Annotated in this window: 20 protein-coding genes and 2 pseudogenes; 20 read left to right on the forward strand and 2 right to left on the reverse strand. The window is 39.5% G+C overall.

Annotated elements, in window-relative coordinates; genetic code table 11:
• Positions 1–757: 757 nt before the first annotated feature.
• Together L1999_RS03785 and L1999_RS03790 are read left to right on the forward strand one after the other, a co-directional pair.
• A pseudogene (locus L1999_RS03785) lies at positions 758–1,594 on the forward strand (pentapeptide repeat-containing protein).
• 53 nt (positions 1,595–1,647) lie between these two features.
• Complete coding sequence (locus L1999_RS03790; RefSeq protein WP_235742326.1) at positions 1,648–2,139, forward strand: HIT family protein; 492 nt, start codon at positions 1,648–1,650, stop codon at positions 2,137–2,139.
• A gap of 55 nt (positions 2,140–2,194) precedes the next feature.
• On the opposite strand, the gene L1999_RS03795 is transcribed toward L1999_RS03790, so the two are convergent.
• Entirely contained in the window at positions 2,195–2,530 is a 336-nt protein-coding gene (locus L1999_RS03795) for a DUF3889 domain-containing protein (protein ID WP_235742328.1), read from the reverse strand.
• Between the two features lie 122 nt (positions 2,531–2,652).
• Between L1999_RS03795 and L1999_RS03800 the strand changes: the two genes are divergently transcribed.
• The 14 genes and pseudogenes from L1999_RS03800 to L1999_RS03865 all read left to right on the forward strand — a co-directional run bounded on the left by L1999_RS03800 (position 2,653) and on the right by L1999_RS03865 (position 14,860).
• Positions 2,653–3,162: a GNAT family N-acetyltransferase gene (locus tag L1999_RS03800; RefSeq protein ID WP_235742329.1), complete on the forward strand. Its 510-nt coding sequence runs from the start codon at positions 2,653–2,655 to the stop codon at positions 3,160–3,162.
• 180 nt (positions 3,163–3,342) lie between these two features.
• On the forward strand, positions 3,343–3,525 hold the full coding sequence (locus tag L1999_RS03805; protein ID WP_235742331.1) for a hypothetical protein: 183 nt from the start codon (positions 3,343–3,345) through the stop codon (positions 3,523–3,525).
• 258 nt (positions 3,526–3,783) lie between these two features.
• Positions 3,784–5,025 carry an MFS transporter gene (locus L1999_RS03810; RefSeq protein ID WP_235742332.1) on the forward strand — a complete coding sequence of 414 codons (1,242 nt, stop codon included), beginning with the start codon at positions 3,784–3,786 and terminating at the stop codon, positions 5,023–5,025.
• A gap of 93 nt (positions 5,026–5,118) precedes the next feature.
• The gene (locus L1999_RS03815) at positions 5,119–5,664 is read left to right on the forward strand and encodes an HD domain-containing protein (RefSeq protein ID WP_235742333.1); all 546 of its coding nucleotides are present in this window, start codon (positions 5,119–5,121) and stop codon (positions 5,662–5,664) included.
• Positions 5,665–5,738: 74 nt separating this feature from the next.
• The gene (locus tag L1999_RS03820; RefSeq protein WP_235742335.1) at positions 5,739–6,194 is read left to right on the forward strand and encodes a DUF2269 family protein; all 456 of its coding nucleotides are present in this window, start codon (positions 5,739–5,741) and stop codon (positions 6,192–6,194) included.
• A 141-nt stretch (positions 6,195–6,335) separates the two neighbouring features.
• Positions 6,336–6,753, forward strand: a pseudogene (locus L1999_RS03825) (DUF4395 domain-containing protein).
• A gap of 404 nt (positions 6,754–7,157) precedes the next feature.
• Positions 7,158–7,679: a GNAT family N-acetyltransferase gene (locus tag L1999_RS03830; RefSeq protein WP_235742337.1), complete on the forward strand. Its 522-nt coding sequence runs from the start codon at positions 7,158–7,160 to the stop codon at positions 7,677–7,679.
• 321 nt (positions 7,680–8,000) lie between these two features.
• Positions 8,001–8,171, forward strand: coding sequence for a YezD family protein (locus L1999_RS03835; protein ID WP_215041379.1), 171 nt, complete (start codon positions 8,001–8,003; stop codon positions 8,169–8,171).
• 130 nt (positions 8,172–8,301) lie between these two features.
• Entirely contained in the window at positions 8,302–9,381 is a 1,080-nt protein-coding gene (locus L1999_RS03840) for a sulfate ABC transporter substrate-binding protein (RefSeq protein ID WP_235744239.1), read from the forward strand.
• A gap of 59 nt (positions 9,382–9,440) precedes the next feature.
• Positions 9,441–10,262 carry a sulfate ABC transporter permease subunit CysT gene (cysT, locus tag L1999_RS03845; protein WP_215041377.1) on the forward strand — a complete coding sequence of 274 codons (822 nt, stop codon included), beginning with the start codon at positions 9,441–9,443 and terminating at the stop codon, positions 10,260–10,262.
• Between the two features lie 16 nt (positions 10,263–10,278).
• A complete protein-coding gene (gene cysW / locus L1999_RS03850) occupies positions 10,279–11,166 on the forward strand; it encodes a sulfate ABC transporter permease subunit CysW (RefSeq protein WP_235742339.1) in 888 nt (295 codons plus the stop codon).
• Between the two features lies 1 nt (position 11,167).
• Positions 11,168–12,238 (forward strand): sulfate/molybdate ABC transporter ATP-binding protein, encoded by a 1,071-nt coding sequence (locus L1999_RS03855; protein WP_215041375.1) that lies wholly within the window; start codon positions 11,168–11,170, stop codon positions 12,236–12,238.
• Between the two features lie 119 nt (positions 12,239–12,357).
• Positions 12,358–13,338: an alpha/beta fold hydrolase gene (locus tag L1999_RS03860; RefSeq protein WP_235742341.1), complete on the forward strand. Its 981-nt coding sequence runs from the start codon at positions 12,358–12,360 to the stop codon at positions 13,336–13,338.
• 142 nt (positions 13,339–13,480) lie between these two features.
• Entirely contained in the window at positions 13,481–14,860 is a 1,380-nt protein-coding gene (locus L1999_RS03865; RefSeq protein WP_235742343.1) for a tetratricopeptide repeat protein, read from the forward strand.
• A 113-nt stretch (positions 14,861–14,973) separates the two neighbouring features.
• On the opposite strand, the gene L1999_RS03870 is transcribed toward L1999_RS03865, so the two are convergent.
• Entirely contained in the window at positions 14,974–15,957 is a 984-nt protein-coding gene (locus L1999_RS03870) for a DUF3231 family protein (RefSeq protein ID WP_235742345.1), read from the reverse strand.
• A 324-nt stretch (positions 15,958–16,281) separates the two neighbouring features.
• Between L1999_RS03870 and L1999_RS03875 the strand changes: the two genes are divergently transcribed.
• From L1999_RS03875 to L1999_RS03890, 4 genes are all read left to right on the forward strand, one after another.
• Complete coding sequence (locus L1999_RS03875; RefSeq protein WP_235744240.1) at positions 16,282–17,319, forward strand: GGDEF domain-containing protein; 1,038 nt, start codon at positions 16,282–16,284, stop codon at positions 17,317–17,319.
• Positions 17,320–17,454: 135 nt separating this feature from the next.
• Complete coding sequence (locus L1999_RS03880; RefSeq protein ID WP_235742347.1) at positions 17,455–18,063, forward strand: flavin reductase family protein; 609 nt, start codon at positions 17,455–17,457, stop codon at positions 18,061–18,063.
• A 636-nt stretch (positions 18,064–18,699) separates the two neighbouring features.
• On the forward strand, positions 18,700–20,343 hold the full coding sequence (locus L1999_RS03885) for a M4 family metallopeptidase (RefSeq protein ID WP_235742348.1): 1,644 nt from the start codon (positions 18,700–18,702) through the stop codon (positions 20,341–20,343).
• Positions 20,344–20,974: 631 nt separating this feature from the next.
• A complete protein-coding gene (locus tag L1999_RS03890) occupies positions 20,975–21,265 on the forward strand; it encodes a hypothetical protein (RefSeq protein WP_235742350.1) in 291 nt (96 codons plus the stop codon).
• The last annotated feature ends 141 nt before the right edge of the window (positions 21,266–21,406 follow it).

Consider the following 21,406-nt stretch of genomic DNA (forward strand, 5'->3'; position numbering starts at 1 on the left):
CTAGTCCATCAAATCACATCTATCTGACAATTTCCGATTTCTATTGGACAGTTTAGCTAAGGGATCCGATGATTTTGTCCAATAGGAAGGTTCTAAAGGACAGTTTGGCTATGAGATTCGATGATTTTGTCCAATAGGAAGGTTCTAAAGGACAGTTTGGCTTAGGGATCCGATGATTTTGTCCAATAGGAAGGTTCTAAAGGACAGTTTGCCTAAGAGACCTGATGGTTTTGTCCAATAGGAAGGTTCTAAAGGACAGTTTAACTAAGAGATCCGATAATTTTGTCCAATAGGAAGGTTCTAAAGGACAGTTTAACTAAGAGACCTGATGGTTTTGTCCAATAGGAAGGTTCAATTGGACAGTTTAACTAAGAGATCCGATGATTTTGTCCAATAGGAAGGTTCTATTGGACAGTTTAACTAAGAGCTTCGATGATTTTGTCCAATAGGAAGGTTCTAAAGGACAGTTTGCCTAAGAGACATGATGGTTTTGTCCAATAGGAAGGTTCTAAAGGACAGTTTAACTAAGAGATCCGATGATTTTGTCTAATAGAAAGGTTCTAAAGGACAGTTTAACAATGAGATCCGATAATTTTGTCCAATAGATAACCTCGATCGGACAATTCCTATTACTAATTATACAGAGGGAAACATTGTCCATTAGAAATAATCAATCCGAGCTAACCAAGCATAAAAACTACTCCCGTATCCAGCCATTTTGTTTTATAGTAAAAGGTAATGAAAGGAAGTGGACCCATTGTCTAATCATACCGTTTTATCTCATGATGATCGCAGTCATGAGCCGCTTCGTGCCAAGTGTGAGGACTGCTTCGGGTTGTGCTGTGTCGCCTTGCCGTTCGCTGCTTCAGCGGACTTTGCTTTAGACAAGGAGGGAGGAACACCCTGCACGAATCTATAATCAGACTTTCGCTGCGGGATCCATCAGCACTTAAGGAAAAAGGGATTCAAAGGCTGTGCAGTTTATGAATGTTTTGGAGCCGGACAAAAAGTCTCACAAGTTACCTGCCAAGGTAAGAACTGGCGGGACAAAGAAACATCCAAGGAAATGTTTGCCGTATTCCCTATCGTTCAGCAGCTCCAGGAAATGCTCTGGTATCTAACTGAAGCCCTATCATTGGAAGCCACCGCCGTCATCCATACAAAACTCCGTCAAGCCATCGATCAAACAGAAAAACTTACATTCCTCAGTCCTAACCAACTTAAGGAACTCTATATACCAGGACACAGAGCGGAGATAAATAACTTACTTGTAAAAACAAGCGAGCTAGTCCGTGCTGGTTCGAAACCAAAACGAAAGGTAAGTCGTGGTGCTGACCTCATTGGAGCTAACTTAAGAAAAGCGGATTTGAGAGGAGCTAACTTACGTGGGGCCTTTCTGATTGCGGCGGACCTCAGGGAAGCAGACCTGCGAACCGTAGATTTTATTGGAGCCGACCTTCGCGATGCTAACCTTAGCGGAGCTGACCTGACTGGAAGTATCTTTCTCACTCAAGCCCAAGTAAATGCTGCCAAGGGAGATGCCAAGACAAAGCTGCCTCGATTACTCTCGCATCCATCCCATTGGTCAGCCTAATCATCCAAACCCGCACTATATAAAAGATAGCTGACCAGTAAAGGGGAAAAGTTATGAGACAAATCACGTTATCTAACGGAACCATTGTTGAGGTGGAGTGTTTAAGCTGTGCATTAACAAGCGGCCTGGTGCAGCCTGATGGTGGAGTTGTCATTGAGACAGAGCATTTCCATGCGCATCAGGATGTCGCTTACCCCATCAAAGGATTAATCATCTTGGCATCAAAGCGGCATATTTATTGCTTTGATGAATTAACGGAAGAAGAGAAGCTTGATTATATAAACCTTTTAACAAAAATCAGAAAAGCACAAAGAGAAGTTCTAGGAATCGACCATGTTTATTACTTTTATAATGAGGATACTACCCACCACTTTCACACTTGGATGGTACCACGCTATAAATGGATGAACGAATTTGGCCGCTCGGTTGAATCCCTAAGGCCTGTCTTACGTCATGCTAGAAATGAAATGAATGACCAAGAGAATGTAAACGAGGTAATTGAAGCGATTAGCCTGCTGGCAAAGGCATTACGTGGGGAGAGGTAATGGTCCGATTGAGCGACCAAGTCAAAAAGGAGGAAAAATACATTCCCTCCTTCATTTACCGCGTAGTTTCCTTAAAAGTAGTCCTAATCACCTGACTGGTTGCAGGGTTGAACTCAATATCGACAAACACGCCAAATTCCTTTTTGTCATCTTTTAACCAGAGTTTAAATTTTTCAGTGCTGGACCGCGGGCCTGTTACTCTCCCAATATGAAGATAATCGATAATTTTCGCATGAGGATACCTTTCTTGCGTTTTCTTCATTGCGAAGGTACCCCATTTGGCATAAGGAGGGATGGGTTTTTGTTGGGCGGCAGCCTCGTGATGGAACTGCCATATTCCCATATCTATAAAAACAAACGTAATCATCAAGCTGATCAGAAGTTTTTTCATATGATTACCCCTTTTTTATTAGCATTACATATCGGGTTATAACTTATGTTGGGAAAAATTGAAAGAAGAGAAATAAATTGTTCAGCGTTTATAATCGAAGATAAACAAAGGAGAGCGCGCTAATGGAAATTCGGTTATTAACCCCATCTGTTGCCACAAACTACTGGGCATTACGGCTCGAAGCATTAAAGAACCATCCAGAGGCCTTCTTAACTAGCTATGAGGAAGCAGTCACAAGGGAAAATGCTGTGGAACAAACGGCTCGTAACTTTACAGCGGAAGGAAACTATACATTTGGAGCGTTCGATAAGGATGAACTAATTGGCGTAGTGACGCTTCTTCAAGAAGAACGGATGAAAATTCGCCACCGGGCAAACATTTTTGCCATGTATGTCACCCCTAGAAGTAGGGGATTAGGGGCAGGAAAGGCATTAATGACCGCGGCTATTCAGAAAGCGAAGGACGTCGGGGGAATTGAACAAATCAATTTAAACGTAACTGCCAATAATCATCGTGCGAAACAGCTTTATATCCAATTAGGCTTTCAAGAGTTTGGGCTTGAAAAGAACGCTTTAAAAATAGACGGTGTATATTATGATGATGCCTATATGGTGTTACATTTAAATAGATAGGAATTCGTTGCTTAAGGATCGGGGTATGGGCAAATTATGAATAACGTTCATACTCCAAAATGGAGGCTATTTTCTTTTATTAGAATTTAATGAAAGCGCTATCAAAAGCGCAGCTCAAGTGATATAATGGAATAGAGGAGCAAGTATGTCACTTCTTAACAGGAAAGGGGTCGCTTGAGTATGACGGAAAGCATTTATTCTCATTTGAAAAAAAGAGGGGTTGTTGTTCCCGAGCATTACATTCAACCTTTAAAGGCCCAGTGGGATGCACACCAGATTTTAAATAATAGTCCTAATCTTAATAATTATAAAGAATTTAATCTTAGCTCGAACCATTTGAACGAGGAGTTTGATCACGAGTAGAGAGAAATTCCACAAAATGACAGAAACCTCTTGATTCTAAAACGGAATTCCAGTAAGATAAACATACGTTATAACGAAAAGGGTGACTTAAAGTCCAATGATTAACTAGTCCTATTTTTGGAAAAAATTCGGATAACGAACATATTCTGGATAGGATTCGTGCGGGCTTTTTAATAAATGTAGCGAAGTAAACGAGTACTTGGCTGTTTTATGTCCTATAGTGCCTCCTGTCCGGTTTGTTGGATAAGGAGGTTTTTTATGGAACAAGCAAATGCAAATGTTTCAATGGGGTTATTGTTTCGAAATAGGGTAATTCAGACGTTATTACTCTCGACGTTTTTTCTACAAATTGGGGTTTGGGTAAGGAATTATTCCATTTTGTTATATGTGGTAGAAAAAACAAATGAAGACCCTGTCGCTGTATCACTGATATCGGTAGCGGAGTTTGCTCCAATCTTTCTGTTTTCATTTATCGGCGGGACCTTTGCGGACCGCTGGAAACCGAAAATGACGATGATATGGTGTGATTTTCTGAGTGCCATCTCCATTTTTGTGGTCTTGCTGGCCCTTTTCTTTGGTGGATGGAAGGTCATCTTTTTTGCAACATTGGTATCATCGATTTTATCCCAGTTTTCACAGCCTGCTGGAATGAAACTTTTTAAGCTTCATGTAAAAGAAGAACTCATTCAAATGGGAATGTCCATTTACCAAACCATCTTTGCTTTGTTTATGATCATTGGCCCGGTACTTGGTACGTTTGTTTACCAGCATTTTGGAATCAATGCAGCGATTGCCATTATGGGAGTAGCCTTTTTACTTTCAGCAGGGATCTTATTCTTACTGCCGTCAGACTATGATGCAGAAGAAATGTCAGAAGCTACGACCTTACTCCAAGAGATGAAGGCTGGATTCAAATATGTATGGCAGAGCCGTGCCCTCACAATGCTGGGGGGATGTTTTGCGGCGGCGGGCTTGGCGTTAGGGCTTACTCAGCCATTAGCTGTATTTCTTGTAACGGAACAGCTTGGTCTGCCGAAAGAGCAGCTGCAATGGCTGATGGCGGCATTTGGGATCGGAATGATTTTGGGCGGAGGTCTTACAGTCGGGTTCTCGAAAAAGACACCACCGCAAATTTTGCTTGCGATTGGTATGGGTGTCAGTGCCCTTGGCTTTTTGGTAATGGGGCTTTCCGACATGTTTTGGTTGACCTTGACCGCTCAATTTATCAGCGGTTTGTTTATGCCATGTGTCCATATCGGAATCAATACCATGATCTTAAAGAATACCGATTCAGCCTTTATTGGCCGTGTTAATGGGATACTAAACCCAATATTCATGGGTTGCATGGTAATTACAATGACAACAAGCGGCTGGTTGAAGAAGACTTTTTCCCTAGTTTCAATGTACGAAACGACCGCTTTGCTTTTTGTGATCGGTGTTCTTTTTCTAGTGCCTTTATTCAAGGGATCTACGATATTGGAAAAAAGTAAAGAAGCTTAATAGAACAAAGGGGGGAGCTTGGAGATCCAAGCTCCTTTTAAGTTTATCTTATATTTGGTAAAATTAGGATGTCGAAAAGGAGGGCATCTTCAAATGGATGTTATTGAAAAAGCGCTGCAAATTGCAGCAAAAGCCCATGTTAAACAACGCCGAAAAGGAAGCGATATCCCCTATATTGTGCATCCTGTAGCAGTTGGTATGATTTTAATGAAGGCAGGATATGATGAAACGCTGATTGCAGCTGGTATCCTCCATGATACGGTAGAAGACACGGACCTTTCATTGCAGGATATTGAACAGGAATTCGGATTCAAGATTGCGGAAATTGTTCGTGGATGTTCGGAACCAGATAAATCTTTAACGTGGGATCTTCGAAAAAAACATACAATTGAATACCTAAAAAATGCTCCAAGTGATATCAGGGCAGTCGCTTGTGCAGATAAATTACATAACGTACGTTCCATTACGAACGATTATAATCAAGTAGGGAATGAAATTTGGAGTAAATTTAATGCCGGTAAGGAAAAACAAGAATGGTACTATACCCATATAGTAGAAAGTTTAAAATACCAAAACTCCTTTCCTTTAGTCGAAGAATTGGAAGAAGCGGTCCATCACTTATTTAACAGATGTTCGTAAAGACTTTGCAGGTCAGACTTTACTAGAAAATATGATAGAATGGGAACATTGGAACTGGTGATGGAGGTTTACAAGTGATTACATTCTACAAAATTGTTGTGTTCATTCATATCTTTTCTGCAATCATCGGAATGGGTCCAGGGTTTATTTTAACAACAGTCGTTAAATCAGGAAAAACGATGACTGAATTAAGACATTCTTATCGGATCCGACACAAGCTCCATATTTTTGTGATGGCGGGCGGCACATTGCTGCTGATTACAGGGATAACGATGGGTTTTCTAAATCCCAGCTTGTTTCGGATGGGATGGTATGTGACCAGTTTGGTCTTATTTTTAGCGGCACTTGCAATCGGTCCGCTTGTCTTATCCCCAAGGTCAAAACCTGTAAAAGCATTATTGGCCAACCATCAAGGTGAGGAGATTCCTGAGGAGTACTGGCGTTTAGCCAAAATTTTATTTCGCTGTGAATACTTAGAAAATTTCATTTTCATCATTATTATCGCTCTTATGATATTAAAACCATACTAACCAAGGAAGGTATTGCATATAAATGTGCATACCTTTTTTTGTTATCTAGGAAAATGGAAAGCTGTTTGACTATACAAAAAAATAAATTCAAGTTAAACTGTATTAAAACATATAATTCCAATAAGAAAGGTGGGTATTTTGATGACCGACGATATACGATCAATACCTCGTCCACTTGTAAGAACGAATCAATGGATCATCGTTCTAAGTGTGGTTCTCACATGGATATCTGGTATAGAGTGGCTTTTATTAATACCGCTTCTTGCTGGGTTAAGCGGACTTTTATTCGGATTTAATCCAGATTGCAAAACTATTTTTAAAGAAAGAGCCTAAGGCGTACATTCCTGAAGATTGGGAGCAGCAACAGTTTAATCAGAAGTTGGCTGTTTCATGTCTGGCTGTAGGTTTTATTAGCTTCTTAGCGGGCTGGAATGTGTTGGGCTTTATCTTTACTATTCTAGTTGCAGTGGCCGCATTTGTTGCCATTCTTGGCTTTTGTATCGGCTGCTTTGTCCATTATCAATGGAGACAATATAAATACCGGCGTTCCTCTTTATAGCTGCTCAAAAGCTTTTGCCAGCCGTGCAAGGGCTTTTTTGAGTAAAATTAATAATTTTTAAATAGTAGGTATTGTCAGATATTTGTGTTGACTGATAAAAGTTAGAACTACTAAAATTAAATGATCAAACTGTAATCGAATCGTTGACTTTCCGAATTTATAGGGATATTTACGAGTTCTTTATCAGACTCCTGGTTTTGGTGATACGACTGATTTTGATGCGATTAATAGGCATTACCACCTATCGAACCATATTGCTAGTAATGACCAAAAAAGTTTTCATATTTTGCCGAAAGTACCTGACCTTTCAGGACTAACTTCCCAGCATAATCGTCAAAATTCAAGTAATAAGCCTGAGAAATTTTTAATAAAATGTGAGAAAGCAGAATAGGAGTATAAAGTTAATGATTATACGTGATGCTGTAGTAAAGGAATTACCGCTGATTCGAGAACAACGGATTCATGCTTATGAAATACATGAACATAGCATTCCAGAAGGACATTGGGGAGCATTGAAACAAGCAATTTCATCCGATGCGGATACCAATCCTGATATTGTACGAATCGTGGCAGAATTAGACGGAAAGATTGTCGGCAGTGTGGTTTTATACCCTGCTAAAATAGATGCCTATGAAGGCAATGTCGAGAACCTAGATTATCCTGAAATTCGCATGCTCGCGGTTGCCCCCGAGGCCCAAGGAAAAGGGATTGCAACGGCGCTTATTTCTGAATGCATCGCCAGAGCAAAAGGCAAAGGCTTTCAGTTTATCGGTTTGCATACCGGAGAATTTATGACCGGTGCAATGAGATTATACGAACGGCTGGGATTTGAGCGAATTCCACAACATGATTTTCAGCCTGCCAATGATGGTATCGTTGTAAAGGCCTATCGCCTCAGCTTAAATAAAGAAAATCTATCATATTAGTAAAAATATTTTAATAATTAAATAAAATTATCTTAAAACCCACTTGACACCTCGGAAAAGTCAGAATAAAATGGAAATAATTAAAGCCCAAATAATAAATTAAAAAAGGTTAAGCTGATTGGTCAACCAAAGGCTTATACTCCCAGACGAGAGTATAGGCCTTTTTGTGTCTAAAGAGAGGAGAGATCAGCCAATGACGTATCCAATAAGTAAGTGCAGTCCACATTGTAGTCAATCAGATGGAACATTAAAATTTTTTATTCATAAAACCAAGTATTCTGATGTGATATTGGCGAATTAAATTTAAAGGGAGAGGGTCTGATGGCAGCAATAGATCAAGAGAGAACAAAAGTCATTTTAGAGGCATTAAAAAATATTGAGTATGGTTCTGTTACAATCACGATTCACGATGGGTCAATCACGCAAATAGATAAAACAGAAAAGACTCGTTTCGAATCAAGACGTTCTACTGCAAAAAATCAAAGAGTATAAGATAAGCCGATCAGACGACTGAAGGCTGCTTAATTTTACCTATGCTTACGGCATGCCTGAAGATAGGCACATCGATTCTTAGGCAGGAATAAAAATTAGGCAGCTTTTTTTAATTAGAGGGGGAATCATGATGAAGAAGCATTTATGCAAATTTACACTGGTATTTGCGTTAATCGCACTTATTTTAGCAGGATGCAGCAGTAACGAGAAATCTAGTACTGAAACATCCACGAAAAAAGAGAAAACGGCCGCTCAAGAAACGACGAAAAAGAAAGATCCAGTCCAGTTATTAAACGTATCGTACGATCCTACGAGAGAGCTTTATGAACAGTACAATAAAGAATTTGCTCAATACTGGGAAAAGAAAACCGGTCAGCAGGTGACCGTTCAACAATCACATGGCGGTTCTGGTAAACAAGGGCGTGCGGTTATTGATGGACTTGAAGCAGATGTGGTAACACTGGCATTGGCCTATGACATTGATGAGATTGCTAACAATGGTTTGCTTTCTAAGGACTGGCAAAAGAATTTAAAGGATAATTCTACACCGTATACTTCAACGATTGTTTTCTTAGTTAGAAAAGGGAATCCAAAAGGGATTAAGGATTGGGATGACTTAACGAAGAAAGGAGTATCTGTTATTACTCCGAATCCAAAAACGTCTGGCGGCGCTAGATGGAACTATTTAGCTGCTTGGGCGTATGCACAAGAGAAATTTGGCGGAGATGAAGCCAAAACCAAGAAGTTTATGAGTCAATTATACAAAAATGTCGAGGTATTAGATTCAGGAGCTCGCGGTGCAACGACTACGTTTGTCGAACGCGGAATTGGTGATGTGTTAATTGCCTGGGAGAATGAAGCGTATCTCACTTTAAATGAGTTAGGAAAAGATAAGTTTGAGGTTGTGAATCCGTCACTCAGCATTCTTGCGGAACCGCCGGTGGCTGTCGTTGATAAAGTAGCAGATAAAAAGGGGACAAAAGAAGTAGCAAAGGCCTATCTGGAATATTTATACTCCGATAAAGGACAGGAAATTATCGCGAAGAATTACTATCGTCCACGGAACGAAGAAATTCTGAAGAAATATGCAGATGTCTTCCCACAAATTAAGATGGTCACGATTGATGATTATTTTGGCGGCTGGAAAAAGGCGCAGGAAAAACATTTTAATGATGGCGGGACCTTCGACCAAATTTATCAACCTAAATAAGAAGAATAATAGGGAGCATTCGTGCTCCCTATGTATCTAAATCGGAAGGGGTCAACCTCATGGGTCTTTTTAAAAAGAGAACAGGCGTATTGCCGGGTTTCGGATTATCGCTAGGGTTTACGATGACCTATATTAGTATTCTAGTAATCTTACCTTTATCGATGATTTTTATAAACTCAGCGAAAGCTCCTTGGTCAAAAATTTGGCATACCATCTCGGAGCCAAGGGTTGTGGCGTCCTATCAGTTAAGCATCGGTGCCTCTCTAATGGCGGCAGCGATCAATGTTATTTTTGGAGTTTTAATCGCTTGGGTCCTAGTTCGATACCGCTTTCCAGGTAAGCGTATCATTGATGGGCTCGTAGACTTACCCTTTGCATTGCCAACCGCAATCGCTGGGATTGCTTTAACGACCTTGTATACGGAAAATGGCTGGGTCGGCCAATTTTTAGGATTTAAAGTGGCATTCACTTCGCTCGGAATTACAGTAGCCTTAATGTTTATTGGCTTACCCTTTGTTGTTCGAACGGTACAGCCCGTTTTACAGAACGTAGATAAGGAAGTGGAGGAGGCCTCTGCAAGCTTAGGGGCAAACCGGCTCCAAACCTTTGTGAAAGTGGTTATGCCGGAGCTGTTCCCTGCTGCTCTGACAGGCTTTGCCTTAGCTTTTGCCAGGTCGCTGGGTGAGTATGGATCAGTAGTATTTATTGCAGGAAATATGCCGATGAAAACAGAAATTACCCCGTTGTTAATCATGACAAAGTTAGAACAATATGACTATGCGGGCGCAACTGCGATTGCCGCTGTCATGCTTGTATTTTCCTTTTGCATGCTGTTGGTTATTAACCTATTACAATGGTGGACCAATCGAAAATTTATTTAATAATGAGGTGTAAAAAATGTCCGGACATGTTCCATTAACATACTCAAATCCACAGATACAGAATTCCAATAAAGAAGCTGAACCGCGTTGGGTTCGTTATTTATTGATTACATTAGCCGTCGGTTTTTTAGGGCTGTTCCTGGTTTTACCACTTCTTGCTATTTTTATAAAGGCCTTTGATAAAGGCAGTTCTGTATTTTTGGAGGCGATCAGCAATCCAGACGCCATTGCGGCAATCAAATTAACGATGCTGGTTGCTTTGATTGCTGTACCACTTAATGCCATTTTTGGAGTTGCCGCAGCATGGGCGATAACTAAGTTTAATTTTAAAGGAAAAAGTTTGCTGATTACGATTATTGACCTGCCGTTTGCGATTTCACCGGTTATCGCAGGGCTGGTGTTTGTTTTGTTATTCAGCAGTCACGGATTATTTGGTCCATGGCTGCAGGCGCATGATATAAAAATTATCTTTGCTGTTCCCGGCATTGTGCTGGCAACCTTGCTAATCACACTGCCTTTCGTAGCGCGAGAATTAATTCCATTAATGCAAACACAGGGGACAGCCGATGAAGAGGCCTCGATGACGCTTGGGGCAAGCGGTTGGAAAACGTTTTGGCTGGTAACCCTTCCGAATATAAAATGGGGCTTATTATATGGAGTGATTCTCTGCACGGCCCGTGCGATCGGAGAATTTGGTGCGGTATCGGTTGTTTCAGGACATATTCGTGGAATGACGAATACCATGCCGCTTCATATTGAAATTTTATATAATGAATATCAATTTTCAGCAGCCTTTGCTGTCGCATCATTAATGTCACTGTTCGCAATCATCACTTTAGTAGTAAAAAATATCATTGAGTGGAAAGCAAATAAGACCATGAAACCAGAAGAGGGGGAAGCATAAAATGAGCATTCAAATTAATAACATCTCAAAATCGTTCGGAAGCTTTCAAGCCCTCGAACATATTAATCTAGACATACAAACTGGGGAACTGGTTGCACTCCTCGGACCGTCTGGTTCTGGGAAAACCTCGCTGTTAAGAATTATTGCTGGACTTGAAGATGCCAGTGATGGTGTGATCCTGTTCGGCGATGAAGATATTACTTTATTGAGTGCAAAAGAACGCAAGGTTGGCTTTGTTTTTCAACATTATGCCTTATTCCGCCACATGACCGTTTTTGATAATATTGCGTATGGTTTAAAGGTCCGTCCGCGTAAAAATAGACCCTCAAAAAGTGAAATAAAGGAAAAGGTCACTGAATTATTGAAACTAGTAAAACTTGAAGCTTTTGCGAATCGTTATCCGTCCCATTTATCAGGCGGACAACGGCAGCGTGTCGCTCTTGCCCGGGCATTAGCCGTTGAGCCTAAGGTGCTTTTGTTAGATGAACCGTTTGGCGCTTTGGATGCCAAGGTCCGAAAAGACCTCCGCCGCTGGTTAAGAAGACTTCATGATGATTACCAGATTACGAGTATATTTGTGACGCATGATCAAGAAGAGGCCCTTGATGTGGCCGATCGGATTGTTGTCATGAATGAGGGTAAAATTGAACAGATTGGCACGCCGGAGGAAGTCTACGAACACCCGAATAGTCCGTTTGTTTATCACTTTTTAGGAAATGTGAATCTCTTTAAAGGCCGTTTGCATAATGGAAAATTGCAGCATGGGGAGTTTGAAGTGGACGCTCCCGAATTTGCAGAGACGCTTAATACTGAAGCGGTTGGGTATGCGAGGCCGCATGATATCAGTATCAAACGGGAATATAGGCAGGATTATGCAGCTGCTAAAGTCAATTATATTCATCAAATTGGTGCAATTGTCCAGGTCGAACTAATACGAAACGATACTGGCGATTATTTAGAAGCCGAATTAACGAAGGAATATTTTCGAAATCTTGACCTTAAAAATGGGGAAGAAGTATATATTAAACCAAAGCAGTTAAAAGTGTTTATTCCAGAGGATTATTCCATATAGATTTCAGGTGGGCTTTACTTCAAAAACGAGGTAGGCCCTTTTTTTGATATTTTCATAAGTGGGTTAAAATTGTATAATATAGGAAGAATTATAGTTCAAAAGATGGAAGGTGATGGTAGATGTTTAGGAGAAGGACTACCCCAATTAAGAGTAAATACCAACCGGTTGCATCGTTAGAAGAGGTTGTACTTGGCGGGAATAAACAATTTATTTTAATCAGAGGGGAAAATGTAGAGAATCCGCTGATGTTATTTTTACATGGCGGACCAGGAACGGCTCAAATCGGCTTTGCTCCGAAATTTCAAAGAGACTTGGAAAAGGACTTTATTGTGGTGAATTGGGACCAAAGAGGCGCAGGTTTGTCTTTTTCTCCAGAAATTAACAAAGAAGAGTTGACCGTGGAAATCATGGTCCGAAATGCAGTCGAGTTAATCGAGTATTTATTGTTAAGGTTTCAACAATCGAGACTGTACTTAGTTGGCCATTCCTGGGGAACAGTACTAGGGACATTAATCATTCAAAAATACCCGCACTATCTTCATAGTTACATAGGCATCGGCCAGGTTGCCAATATGAAAAGAGGAGAAAAGATTTCCTACGAGTACACATTGAAGAAAGCCGATGAGTTAAATGAGGAAAAAGCAGTCAGGCAATTAAATGGTCTGGTGTACAACCCTTCCGATATGAACTATCTTATAACTCAAAGAAGATGGCTGACGAAGTTTGGCGGGTCTGCCATCGGGGTTAGTGATTTTGATCTTATTTATTCCAATATGTTTTTTGCTCATGAGTATACCCTTAAGGACTGGATGCGTTATATGAAGGCAGGGAGATTTTCATTAGAATCAATGTGGCCTCAAATACTGGAGATTGATTTTCTAACGAATCCCCTTCAGGTAGAGATACCTGTTTATATTTTTGCAGGCAAGCATGATTATCAAACCCCTTCCGAATTAGCTTCCGAATATTTTAACAACATAGACTGTCCCCATAAAGAGTTTATTTGGTTTGAACACTCTGCCCATTTATTAAATTTCGAGGAACCAGAGAAGTTTTACGAGCAATGTTTAAAAGTTAAAGAAAGGTTGCATAAGATCTAGGACCTGCAGAGTTGCTTTATCGCAATTTTGTATGAGTGTGATTACTACTTTTTTACAGATGGTCGTTTCAGCACCCCTTTTTCAAACTTGTGATATACTTTAGGTAAGAACCAGTTGTCATGTGAGGAAGGGGACGAGTGCAATGGGTAGTGAAATTTTGATTAAAGATAAAAAACAAACGGTAAAAGGGACGCTTGCTCGCGGGGCGGTTTTTGCTAGAAGTAAGGTATTCGAGGTTATAAGCGAGAATAACGAAAAATGGTACTTAGTTTATTATAAAAACACCATAGTTTATGGAGCTAAGCTTGACCATCTGGAAGAAGGTACATTTATTCAAAAGGTCTTTACCGAGGGAATCGTTCTTGATTCTTCCCATCCAGTTTTAGCAGCACTAATTCCCCAATTATCCGTTACCATTCCTACGAAGAGTAAGCTTTTCTCCCATCTGCAACTCCATTTCCCGCTTCAGGAAGTTGCCTTTATTGCCACAACACTTGACGCCTTTTATGAAAAAGAACAGGTAATCAGTGTTTTAGATAAAATCTATTTTAACTTTAGAAGAAACGGCAAGTTTTTAAAATCCTTTCAAGTTATCCAACTCTTATATGATTTCTCTCCTTCATTAAAATCTGCAAAGGAACGTATGGATTCACATGAATTCCATCCGTATCATCAAATTTATCATTCCAACGATTTATCCACTCTCTATGAAAAAGATCCGTTATTTGTAGAAATACACTGTTTCAGACTTCGTTCCCAGCAAAAAGAAAGAGCATTCCTTCTAAACAAACAAGATGGTTTAGCTGCGGTTTTGCTGTGGTTAGAATTCCCGGACGCCGGCAGCGTAGAAAAATATACAAACATTGCCTTACAATTTATCACGATGGAAGACTGGCTCCTCCTCTTAAGTCAGGTCCAGGTTAATCCATTTAGGTACTTGCTTGAGGGAAAACCCACACTAGAAAAAATGCTTCAGGCTGGTAGGGTGGAGAAAGCTGCTACTTGCTTATTCCCATTTATTCAAGACCTGCCAGCGGCTTATGATGACCTGCTAGAACAGATTTGGGAGAAATCTGACCCAGATTTTGTCCTAGCACATATTAATGAATGGATTCTTGCATTGAATCATCTGCCTGATCATCATCCCCTTCTGCAATGGGAGGAGAAATTATTTCAACTAACGGTTAAACTGCTAGATTTGTACGATCTTCCTTCTGTTGAGGAAAAGCTACTATCGTTTCAGACTGTATTCCCAACATCAGAGGTGATTCAAAAAATAAAGGAAATGACCGCTTTAGAAGAAAATCCTGATCGGATGATGGATTTGGGTGACTATTATGCTGAATTTAAACAATATGACAAAGCAATTGACTGTTTCGCATGGGAGATGGAATTGCAGCCACAGAATCCTTCGCCTGTCCGGAAAATTAGTAAAATGTATCAAGCTAAAGGCTTAGTAAAGGAAGCGTCGGCCTATCAGCAAATCTTGAATCAATTGTCTTCGAATAAACATATAGGATAAAAAAGGCGTCTAACACCAGTTTTGGTGTGGACGCCTTTTTTATAGGTTGGAATATAAGTAATACAGCATATTAGGGACGCTTGTCCGAAAAGATAAGCATACAGCCTTTCACCTTACTTAATTTTACGGGCAGCCATTGGCGGTTGTTCCAGCCATTTAGATTCAATCATTAGGTTCAATCCATCATCAAGAAAGGTGCCAGTTTCAACAATTAGGAATCCAAATAAACTGCTTAAATCTCTTCTGACAACAAAACTTAAAGCATTTCCATATCGAGCGATGGCAATTTGGGCAAGTGAAAGCGCCTCAAACATAATCAGGCGGTCGGAAAAAGGGGAAATCGTCGATTGTGTTATCTCAGATTCATACGTAGCTTGAAACGGAAGGTTTTCCGCTGTATTAAACGACTGAAATCTTTCTACCCTTTTTCCAGCTATATTTTTGCCTCTCCGGCAATATTTTTTAACTTTTGGATCCTTAGCAATTTGTGAAAATATCATAAACATTGTTTTCGCAAGGACTACACCGCGAAGGCTAAAAATAAGATTATCAATTTCAATCCCGGTAAGCTGTCGCTGGTCACCCCACCAACCTGACACAAAAGAATGATGTTCAATCATTTCTGGTTGTTTAAGTTCCGGTATATAAACAGGCTGATGTCCATATCCCTTTTTATGAACTGTTTCCGTAATCATCCGATAAAGCTCCGTTGAATTTTTGAGACATGTTTCAAAAAAAGGCAAAACCTCAGGATGATCTGTTTTTCCCAAGGTTAACCCGTAACCATATATGCCATATTCGGAAAGTACATGGAGAATAAAAAGGATTAGTTTATCAGACATTAGCCGAGGGACCTCTGGACTAACGTCACTCTTCAGACTAAACCCAATCGGCGGAGTAAACCCGGCTTTTGTATATAAAGCAAGACCATCATCCACAATTTTCGTGGCTATTTTTTTAGATTCCTCTAAGATTTTTTTTAAATCTTCGTCTTTCGCGTGAAAATCCCAATAGGCTAATAAACAAAGGTGGGCTTGATTGGCGATAATAAACTGCCATAAATTCGAAATCTCTCCCGCTGTTGGTTTGAGTTCCATAGTACCTCCTAAAAATTCCAATTAAATATAATTTAGATTCTGCTATAAATTCGGCTGTTATACATAGACTGAGGAAACTGAAAATATCTAAAAGCAGGAAAGTGTGACACCGAGTTAGAAAAGATAAAGGATTAAAAATTATCATGAATTAGACAAAATACTCCTGTATAAATGAGATAAATGCTATACCAATACTGTGGTAATTCATATAATATAAGGATATATAGACTGTAAATTTAAGGAATAAGGACAAGCAGATATCCGTTTATAAGAACTCTTTGGCTGGACTAATCATGATTGATTAGTTAGGGAGATGATTATTTGATGAAAAAACAGTATGATTCACTTGCCGATCTGAAAAGAGGGATCTATCTTTGGATTGTGCCGTTAATTGTAACCGCTCTAATACTAAATACTGTCATGCAAAATAGTCCTATTGAAAATAAAATGAGTTTTATTATTAATAACGCTCTGACAATTTGGCTGTTTATTTGCTGGGTTTTAGTAATCAAAAGGCGTTGGGTTAAGTTTGCTGAGTATTCTTGTTTAGCTTTAATTACGATTTACCATATCGCTACTTTTTTTGATACAGTCTCTCATTATTTGCTCCCAAGTGGAGGAGCCTTAGGAGATTTTATTGTTTGGATGCCTATTTATCTTGCATTTATTTATTTAACATTAGGAGTTAAAAAAGGTCTTCCCTTCTCGATACTGGTTTTTCTTCTGACACTAGTAGATGGTCTTATTTATTTTGATAGACTCTCAACCGACTCACTTGATTCGTTATTACAGTATTATTTCGCCAATTTTGTGTATGTTATCGTTCTTTATTATGCTCAGCATATCTTTAAAGTATATGCGGAAGCACAACTGATTAAAAAGCATGCCTATTTAGATTCTTTAACAGGGATTGCTAACCGTCATCAAATTGACGGCTGGTTTGAACAAAAACTAAAAGATTCTAAAGAGATGAATATAAGTTTTTCCGTAATTTTTTTCGATATTGATCATTTTAAAATGATTAATGATCAGTTTGGCCATAAAGTTGGAGATGCTATTTTAATTGAGATAGCTGATTTAATTCAAAAGAAACTGGTTGTCAGAGAATTGTTTGGACGATGGGGCGGCGAGGAGTTTATTATTATTCCTACCGTTACAGGGAAGGGAGCTATTAATCTTGCAGAATTATTACGAGAAACGGTTGCCCAGCATGATTTCCATATTGTAGGACAATTAACGGCAAGCTTTGGCGTTACAGAATCTTTGCCGGAAGACACAATTGATTCGTTATTAACCCGGGTTGATGAGGGGTTATACCAGTCAAAACATCGCGGCCGAAATAAAGTAAGTAGTGTAAGTTAAGAATAGGAGTACCTAGCTGCCATTAGGCAGCTTTTTGTATTAATTAAATTTCAAAAAGCATAAAATTTGGGAATACTGTTTTAATAAGTTACATTTGATGTACACTAGCCCATTCAGCAAGGAGAGGATTTCATTATGATCACGATAGACCCTTCCCAAAATACCGAAAGAGAAAATTATAAATTTCTAATCGGCAGTATTATACCGAGACCGATTGCTTTCGTGACATCCATCTCAAACGAGGGTGTTTTAAACGGTGCGCCATTTAGTTATTTTAATATTGTTTCAGCCAATCCTCCAATGATATCCTTAGCTATCCAACGCTCTGGCGGGAAGCAAAAAGATACAGCGAGAAATATTATCGGCACTAAAGAATTTGTTGTGCACATTGTAGATGAACAGAATGTTGAACTAATCAATAAAACGGCCGCCAGTCTCCCGCCCGATCAAAGTGAGATTGACTTAGCCCAATTAACTCCTGTAAAAAGCGATAAGATTTCTACACCGGGTGTTAAGGAAGCTAAAGTTAGAATGGAGTGCACATTAGAGCAAGCTTTAGAATTAGGCGGTGAAGATTCTCCGGGATGTGACTTTATCATCGGTAGAATTGTCCAATTTCATATAGAAAGTAGCCTTTATCAAAGCGGGAGAATCGATCCTAAAGGCTTAGCTGCAGTAAGCCGATTGGCAGGTAACAATTATGCGAAAATCGGGGAGATTTTTGAAATTGAAAGACCACAGTAGCTCCAATAGTGACTATCCTTATAAATAACAACGCTCATTTTCTGCTTTGAGCGTTATTTTTATAGGGTAAAAAGCAGTCGTTTATAATAGGATAAGTTGATTGAATTCTTAGTTGTTTCCAGAGAATAGATAAATGATATCAGCGAAAGGGTGAAATTCATGTACTTCCTCTATTGGTTTCTAAAATGTGGATGGCTGCTGTTCATTATTTTTATTGGAAATATTTATTTAAGCCGTATGGGCCTTTGGTCTGTCATCATTTGCATTGCTGTCTTTTTGGCTGGGAATCAGTTGATTAATAAAAGCATGGAAAGGGTTTTTTCGAGGAAGAAATAGAATTTAAGCATGTTTTTAAAGAGTATACCTATTCTAAACTTCATTAGTAAAAATGGAGTTTTTATTTTTTAAAAGGAGAATCAAAGAATTTTTGAAGGATTGATGATGGAATCTTTGAATTATATTAATTTTCCCAACGTTAGCAAATATCATGTGTAAGGATTTTTAATAGAATTACAAGAATCGACAGTTGATGAGCCCTTTTCTCATCACTTTTTTCCCAATTATGCAGTCGATATTGCCATGATATGATGTTTCTGCACCCCAAAAAACAATATAGTATTAGGAGGCTGGGAAACGATGAAGAAGAGAACATCTATCATGCTAGCATTAGGTTTAACGGTTGGGTCAGTATTGCCGATAACGGCTGCAGCCAACACTACTCCGTATAATGTTACTGCTGCTAAGGATGCAAGTCAGTTTGGCAAGGATGCAAAGGTAACGTGGAAAAAAGGGCAAACCGTTCCCTCCTTCGTCCATGGTAAATTATCTACTAAGGTCTATAAAGATCACGCATCCGTAAAGCAATTTTTAAAAGATAATAAGTCGTTATATCAATTAGATGCCGATAAGGATTTAACCTTGTTGGATGTTCAGACCGATGAGCTTGGCAGCAAGCATTATAATTTTGTTCAATCTGTGCAAGGAATTCCGGTGGACGGGGCCAAATTCAAAGTGCATACCGATAAAAATGGCATCATTACAGCGATCAATGGTGATGTTTTTCCAGCCGCTTCCAACTATTTCAAGGGGAACTTGAAAGCTCAGCTGACAAAGGACGCTGCACTTGAGAAAGCTTGGAAATCTATTCATTTAACAAAAGAGGAAACATTAACAAATGCTGAGGTCGGACCAACTGGTACGAAATTTGAAGATACTGTGGAAAAGGCAGAATTGGTCGTTTATAAAAAAGAAAATGACTTCTATCTGGCCTATAAAACAAACCTGCAATTTATCCAGCCATATGGGGCTAACTGGGTAGTATATGTTGATGCTTTAAATGGGAATGTGTTAGATTCATATAATGCCGTTGCGGACGGTGCCACAACAGGATCTGGATATGGCGTATTAGGCGACTATAAAACACTAAATACCTATTATTCAAACAGCACTTATTATTTATATGATGTAACAAAGCCGATGTCGGGGGTAATTGAAACGAGAACCGCACAAAGCCGAACCGTGTTACCGGGTAATTACTCAGTGGACGCCGATAATCAATTCAATGCTGTTTCCCAAGGTGCAGATGTCGATGCTAACTACTATGCGGGTAAAGTCTATGATTATTACAAAAATACGTTTAATCGTAATAGTTTTGATAACAATGGAGCAACGATTCGTTCTTCGGTGCATTACAGCCGCAATTACAATAATGCTTTCTGGAATGGTTCACAAATGGTATATGGGGATGGTGACGGTGTAACCTTTAGACCATTGTCTGGTGCTCTGGATGTCGTTGCCCATGAATTAACACATGCAGTTACGGAAAGAACGGCAGGGTTAGATTATGTGAATCAATCCGGGGCCTTGAATGAGTCAATCTCCGATACGTTTGGAGTATTTCTCGACAAGGGAGATTATTTAATTGGTGAAGACGTGTACACGCCAAGTAAATCAGGCGATGCGCTCCGCAGTTTATCCAATCCAGCACTTTATGGCCAGCCTGACAACATGAGCAATTATGTTAACACTACTTCTGATAATGGCGGGGTGCATACCAATAGTGGAATCCCTAACAAGGCGGCCTATTTAACGATTTCCAGCTTAGGTACATCCGTTGCTGAAAAAATCTACTATCGTGCGCTTACCGTATATCTAAATCCGCAAAGTAACTTCAGCGATGCACGCGCCTCACTTCTTGCTGCCGCTGCAGATCTATACGGCACAGGCAGCACCCAATACAATGCAGTTGCCTCCGCATGGAACCAAGTGGGAGTATACTAAAATAAAAAAAACAAAAGGCCAGCCATCACACATAGTGGTGGCTGACTTTTTTGTGTGAGGATAGTGAAAATGGTGACAGGCACCAGGTAGGTTAGGACAAAAAAATAGATTGGTGCCGGCACCAATCCAAAATGGGAAGTTTTAAGAAATGAGCTCCTTCGAACTTATTTCCTAATTAAGTTACTCTTATAATAGTGAAAAGTTGTGTAGAAAATAGGGGGAAGTTGTGTGGAAGTTATGAAGATTTTGTTTTGAAGACAAAAAAATAGACTGGTGGGTTCACCAATCAAATTATGGGAAGTTTTAAGAAATGAGTTCATTGAACTATTTCCTAAATAAGTTACCTTAATCATAAGAAAAACATATGAAGAAGTTATGCAGAACTTATGTGGAAGTTGTGAAGTTTTTTCTTCCTAAGATGGTTTTTAACCATTTAAAACGACCACGGCTATAAACGGAGAATCATGCTAGTGTGAATCACTGACCCAATTGGATAACAATCATTTCCCTCCTTATCAGTTTTCATTAACTTAACTTTAACAGGACTAGCCTAGCAATGGGCATTAATCTAGTCCGATTTCGAAGTATAGACATACACTGTTTACAGTTAGATATAAGGAGGGAAATTAGAATGGAAGAAAGACAATTTGGGGTTCCTGGTCAAACATATCATCATGGCCAAGGCGGCTATTATCCAGGTCAGGGTTATCATCACGGTCATGGAGGGTATTATCCACCGCCGGTAGGATATCCAGGTCATGGATATCATCATGGTCATGGAGGTTATTATCCGGGTCATGGTTATCATCATGGCCATGGAGGCTATTATCCAGGTTACGGCTACCACCATGGTCATGGAACCTATTATCCAGGCCAGGGATATCACCATGGCCATGGCACTTATCAACCAGGTCAAAGGTAAAAAAAGCCTTTTGAAACAAACACAGTTAACAAGGTAAAAAAAGTGCCTGACACCCGAAGGGTGTCAGGCACCTTTTTTACCTTTGGGTAGTTGTGTTTATTAAAAAATGCCATATAATAGAATTATCAGCGTTCACAAAAT

Origin of the sequence: Neobacillus drentensis, assembly GCF_021560175.1 — a bacterium.
Classification (GTDB): domain Bacteria; phylum Bacillota; class Bacilli; order Bacillales; family Cytobacillaceae; genus Neobacillus; species Neobacillus drentensis_A.